This is a genomic window from Brevundimonas sp. CURTG3B2_SDJG (assembly GCF_057364705.1).
On sequence record NZ_JBNFOJ010000204.1, the window covers coordinates 1 to 5,164 of the forward strand.

Here is a 5,164-nt window from a genome sequence, read left to right on the forward strand (position 1 = left end):
CGGCCGCGCGGCGGCGCGACGGTGTCGCTGGAGCTGGTTCCCCGCGCCGACCACATGGGCGCCGCGGCCAGGGCTATGCGCCGGCGCTGGCCTGGTTCGAGAGCTTGGCCGGCGGGGCCTGAACAGGCGGACCGCCTCTTCACCAAATGGGCGCCACCCGTGGTGTAGGCTCCCTCCATTGTTCTCGCGCCGACCCTCCTCGCCTCCCCCTGGCCCTGGTGGCTTGCGACCGGCTGGCTTCGGCCGAGCCCGCCCCCGGCCCGCTCGCCGCGCCGCTGAAGGACCTCGCCCCCTGCCCGTTCGGGGCCACCGGCATGACTTGGCAGCTGGACCAGGCCGACTGGATCGAGCAAGTGCGCCGCCACTGCTCCCAGCTGACACCCGAGTGGGAGCAGAAGATGGAGCGGACGCTGGGCCCGGACTTCACCTACGACTTCTCGGCGTCGGACCGAGTGGTCGCCTTCGCCCACGACAACGGCCTGCGCGTCCACGGTCATACGGTGATCTGGTACTCGCAAGGCGGCGAGGTGTTCGACGACCGGACGGTGCCGCGCGATCGCTTCGCCGCCGAGTTCGATCGCTACATCACCAGCTTCGTAGGCCGTTACCGCGGCCAGATGGCGGGCTGGGACGTGGTCAACGAGCCGGTGGCCGAGGATGGGAACGGTCTGCGCGACTGTCACTGGAGCCGGGCCCTGGGCATGGACGGCTACATGGTCCGCGCCTTCCAGCAGGCCAGGGCCGCCGATCCTGACGCGATCCTGTTCCTGAACGAGTACAATCTGGAGAACATCCCGGCCAAGGGCGCGACCTTCCTGCGCCTGGTCGAACGGCTGCTGAAGCTGGGCGCGCCCATCGGGGGGATCGGGACCCAGTCGCACCTCGACATCGAAATCCCCGCCGGACAGATCACCCGCTTCTTCCGCGACGCCGCCTCCCTGGGCCTGCCGATCCACGTGTCGGAGCTGGACTTCCCCATGCAGCGCGAAGGCCGCATGCCGGACCTGCGCTCCATGACCGAAAAGCGCGCCCAGCAGGTCGCCCGGGTCGGCGAACTGGCCGAGGCCTTCATGACCCTGCCCGAACGCCAGCGCTACGCCTTCACCACCTGGGGCCTGCGCGACATCGACAGCTGGCTGGTCCGCGAAGGCCGCAGCAAGGACAGCCCGCTGCTGCTGGACGCCCAGGGCCGGGCGAATCCGGCTTACCACGCGGTGGCAGACGCCTTTTCGAGGCGGGTGGGACTCTAGTTCCTCCCCTTCAAGAGAGGGGGACCATCCGAAGGATGGTGGAGGGGCGCCGCCACGAGTCCGAACTCGAGGACACACCCCTCCACCGCGCTACGCGCGGTCCTCCTACCCCGTTGGGGGGGAACGGCGACAGCCTCGACCCCAGCCGCTTTCAGCGCCGCCAGCAGCCGTTCAACCGCGGCTTCGACCTTCGCCTCGTCCCGCCCCCGCACGACCAGATTGGTCCCGACCTCGCCGACCGAGCCGTGGCCGAACGGGTAGCTGCCGAAGCTGATCTCGCGCTCCGCCTTCGCCGCGGCCGCAAGGCGGTCGGCGATCGCGCCTTCGCCCACGCCGCTGACCCGGACGGTGCGCGAATAGACGACCACGCCCTTCCGCAGGCGCGGCGCCACGTCCTCCAGCATCGCCGTCATGATCTGGGGCACGCCTGCCATGACGAAGACGTTGCCGATCTGGAAACCCGGCGCGTCGGTCACCGGATTGGCGATCAGGGTTCCGCCCTCGGGGATGCGCGCCATCCGCCGACGGGCGGCGTTGAACTCGCCCGGCGCGTAGCGCCGCTCCAAGATCGCCAGGGCGTCCGCATGCTCGGGCAGGGCCACGCCGAAGGCCGCGGCGACCGCGTCGGCCGTGATGTCGTCATGCGTCGGCCCGATGCCGCCAGTGGTGAAGACGTAGTCGTGGGCGCGCGGAGAGCGTTCAGGGCCTCGACGATCTGGTCCTGGCGGTCCCCGACCGTCCGGGCCTCCAGAAGGTCGATCCCCAGCGCCGTCAGGAACCGGGCGATGGTGTTCAGATTGGTGTCCTGCGTCCGGCCGGACAGGACCTCGTCGCCGATGATCAGGGCGGCGGCGGTGGGGGATGCGTCGGTCATGCCGACAAGCTAGAGGCTGCGCGATGCGCTTCAAGTCGCCCCTCGAACCCGGAACCCTGGTCCGCCGCTACAAGCGCTTCCTGGCGGACGTCGTGCTGGCCAACGGATCGGAGACCACCATCCACGTCCCTAATCCCGGCGCCATGCTGGGCCTGACCGAGCCGGGCCTGCCGGTCTGGATGTCCCGCTCGCCTGACCCGAAGCGCAAGCTGCCGCTGACCCTGGAGATGGTCGACCTGCCGGACGCCGGCCTGGTCGGGGTCAACACCCTGAATCCCAACCGCATCGCCGAGCGGGCGATCGCGGACGGAGCGGTCCCCGAGTTGACCGGCTATCCGATCCTGCGGCGTGAGGTGCGCTACGACGAGAACAGCCGCATCGACATCCTGCTGCAGGGCGATCCGGACGCCCTGACCCGGCCGTCCTGCTGGGTCGAGATCAAGAACGTCCACTTCAGCCGCGTCCCGCCCCTGGCCGAGTTCCCGGACTGCCGGACCGAACGCGGGGTCAAGCACCTGAAGGCGCTGGAACGGGTGGTCCGAGCCGGCGGACGGGCGGTGATGCTGTTCGTGGTCCAGCGGATGGACTGCGACGCCTTCACCACCGCCGACGACATCGACCGCGCCTACGGTCCCGCCCTGCGCGAGGCCGCCTCACACGGGGTTGAGGTTTTGTGCTATAGTTGCCACCTGACGCCCGAGGCGATCCGGCTGGATCGCCCCCTCCCCTGGCGGCCCCATCCTGACCCAGCCTTCTGGAGCGGGGGGACCGCGCCGAAAGACGCCTGATGTACGAGACCCCCGAGCTGGACACCGACACCTTCGTTCGCACCCACGAAATCCGCGTCCATCAGGACGAGGAGGCGTGGGAAGGCATGCGTGCGGCCGGCCGCCTGGTCGCCCAGGCGCTGGACATGATCACCGAGTACGTCAAGCCGGGCGTCACCACCGGCGAGATCGACGACCGCATCCGCGAGTTCACCCTGGACCATGGCGCCCTGCCCGCCTGCCTGGGCTACAAGGGCTACGAGAAGACCGTCTGCACCTCGATCAACCACGTCGTCTGCCATGGCATCCCCGGCGACAAGGTGCTGAAGGACGGCGACATCGTGAACATCGACCACACCGTCATCGTCGACGGCTGGCACGGCGATTCCAGCCGGATGTATCCGGTCGGAGCGATCAACGCGCGGGCCAGGAAGCTGATCGACGTCACCTACGACTCGATCGAGGCCGGCCTGGCCATGATCAAGCCGGGCAACACCTTCGGCGACATCGGCTACGCCATCCAGCAGGTGGTCGAGGCCCAGCGCATGTCCGTGGTCCGCGACTTCTGCGGCCACGGCATCGGCCGGCTGTTCCACGACAGCCCCAACGTGCTGCACTACGGCCGCCGCGGCGAGGGCGCGACCCTGAAGAAGGGCATGTTCTTCACCGTCGAGCCGATGGTGAACCTGGGCAAGCCGCACGTGAAGGTCCTGTCGGACGGCTGGACGGCGGTCACCCGCGACAAGTCTCTGTCCGCCCAGTGCGAGCACACCGTGGGCGTGACCGACGACGGCGTCGAGCTGTTCAGCGCCAGCCCGGCCAGCCTGTTCCGGCCGAAGTTCTGAACCGGCGCGGACGGCCCCCGCCGCCCTCCGCGCGCATCTAAGATCAGGGCCGAAGCGATCGCTTCCGGCCCTTTTTTCTTGATCCTAGAACGGGGTCTCCAGCCTGATCCCGATCTGGTGTTGCAGGAGATCCCGGCCGATCTGGGCCTCGTAGTCCAGGCCCATCCGAAGGCCGCGCCGCTTCAGCAGCTCGAACCCCGCGCCCAGCAGCAGCCTGTCCTGCCCATAGGCGCGCGGCGCGACCTGATAGGTCCGGCCGCCGATCCAGTCCGCATAGGACAAGCCGGCCTCGTCGGAGCTGTCGAAGTCGTGGCTGTACTCCAACCGGAACCGCGAGATCAGGCGACCCTGGTCCGTAAGCCAGTCGCGCTGCCCCCGCAGGCCCGAACGCCATTGGCGACGCTCGTTCGACCTTCGCGATATCGGCGCGATGCGCCCCTGACAAGTTGATAAGTCCTTAACAAGCTTGGCCACGTCGACTATCCACCTGAGGTTGAGAGGCAGCGGCGAGTGATGCACGCTGGGCTCGCATAGGATGCGCCATGCCCGACCCCTCCACGACGCCGCCCCGGAAACCTGGAGCGATCCACCACGCCGGCCATCGCGAGCGCCTGCGCGAGCGGGCGCGAGGGGCCGGCGTCCACAACCTGCCCGACTACGAGCTGCTGGAGCTGTTCCTGTTCCGCAGCCAGCCGCAGGGCGACGTCAAGCCGATCGCCAAGGCGCTGCTGGCCCGGTTCGGCTCGCTGGCCGCCGTCCTGGCCGCTTCGGTCGAGGATCTGATGACGGTGCGGACCCAGGACTCGCGCGGGCGCTCCAAGGGCGTCGGCGCCGAGACGGCTCTGGACCTGGCGGCCCTGCACGAGGTCGCGCGCCGGGTCGCCCGCGAGGAGGCGCGCAAGCGGCCCGTGATCTCGTCTTGGACGGCCCTGGTCGCCTATGTGCGGGTCTCGTTGCAGCACGAGCCCCGCGAGCAGTTCCGGGTGCTGTATCTGGACAACAAGAACCAGCTGATCCTGGACGAGATCCAGAACCGCGGCACCGTCGACCACGCGCCCGTCTATCCGCGCGAGGTGGTGCGCCGGGCGCTGGAGCTATCGGCCAAGTCGATGATCATCGTGCACAACCACCCGTCGGGCGATCCCACGCCCTCGCGGCCCGATCTGGACATGACCCGCCAGGTGATTGAGGCGGCCCGCGCGCTCGACATCGCCGTCCACGACCACCTGATCGTGGGGCGCGACGGGGTGGCCAGTTTCAAGCAGCTGGGGCTGATGTGATCCCTGACGGCTTTCGCGAAAGCGAGGCTCGGCGCTAGGCTCCGAATCCTTCAACAGGAAAGGCTGACGATGCGCGCGACCCGACGAACGGTGCTGACCGCCGCGCCCGCGCTCGCGCTGCCGACGGCCGCCGTCGCCCCAGGACGCC

The 5,164-nt window shown here is 69.2% G+C and carries 5 protein-coding genes and 1 pseudogene; 4 read left to right on the forward strand and 2 right to left on the reverse strand.

Annotation, left to right across the window (positions count from 1 at the left end; all coding sequences use genetic code 11):
• The first annotated feature begins 218 nt into the window (after nt 1-218).
• Nucleotides 219-1,250 carry an endo-1,4-beta-xylanase gene (locus tag AC2W7C_RS13100; RefSeq protein ID WP_486001834.1) on the forward strand — a complete coding sequence of 344 codons (1,032 nt, stop codon included), beginning with the start codon at nt 219-221 and terminating at the stop codon, nt 1,248-1,250.
• Nucleotides 1,251-1,378: 128 nt separating this feature from the next.
• Here the strand turns inward: AC2W7C_RS13100 and AC2W7C_RS13105 are convergent.
• Nucleotides 1,379-2,124: pseudogene (locus tag AC2W7C_RS13105) on the reverse strand (competence/damage-inducible protein A); the annotation flags it as partial.
• 23 nt (nt 2,125-2,147) lie between these two features.
• Here AC2W7C_RS13105 and sfsA point away from each other — a divergent pair.
• Both sfsA and map read left to right on the forward strand, forming a co-directional pair.
• Complete coding sequence (sfsA, locus tag AC2W7C_RS13110; protein ID WP_486001835.1) at nt 2,148-2,912, forward strand: DNA/RNA nuclease SfsA; 765 nt, start codon at nt 2,148-2,150, stop codon at nt 2,910-2,912.
• Nucleotides 2,912-3,736 (forward strand): type I methionyl aminopeptidase, encoded by an 825-nt coding sequence (map, locus tag AC2W7C_RS13115; protein WP_486001836.1) that lies wholly within the window; start codon nt 2,912-2,914, stop codon nt 3,734-3,736. Before sfsA ends, map begins: the two co-directional genes overlap by 1 nt.
• 84 nt (nt 3,737-3,820) lie before the next feature.
• On the opposite strand, the gene AC2W7C_RS13120 is transcribed toward map, so the two are convergent.
• Entirely contained in the window at nt 3,821-4,210 is a 390-nt protein-coding gene (locus AC2W7C_RS13120; RefSeq protein ID WP_486001837.1) for an autotransporter domain-containing protein, read from the reverse strand.
• Between the two features lie 68 nt (nt 4,211-4,278).
• Between AC2W7C_RS13120 and radC the strand changes: the two genes are divergently transcribed.
• Nucleotides 4,279-5,016, forward strand: a complete 738-nt coding sequence (gene radC, locus AC2W7C_RS13125) for a RadC family protein (protein WP_486001838.1) — start codon at nt 4,279-4,281, stop codon at nt 5,014-5,016.
• The last annotated feature ends 148 nt before the right edge of the window (nt 5,017-5,164 follow it).

Coding starts and splice junctions, on each gene's coding strand:
- sfsA (WP_486001835.1), top strand. CDS start 2,148: ATGCGCTTCAAGTCGCCCCTCGAACCCGGAACCCTGGTCCGCCGCTAC.
- map (WP_486001836.1), top strand. CDS start 2,912: ATGTACGAGACCCCCGAGCTGGACACCGACACCTTCGTTCGCACCCAC.
- radC (WP_486001838.1), top strand. CDS start 4,279: ATGCCCGACCCCTCCACGACGCCGCCCCGGAAACCTGGAGCGATCCAC.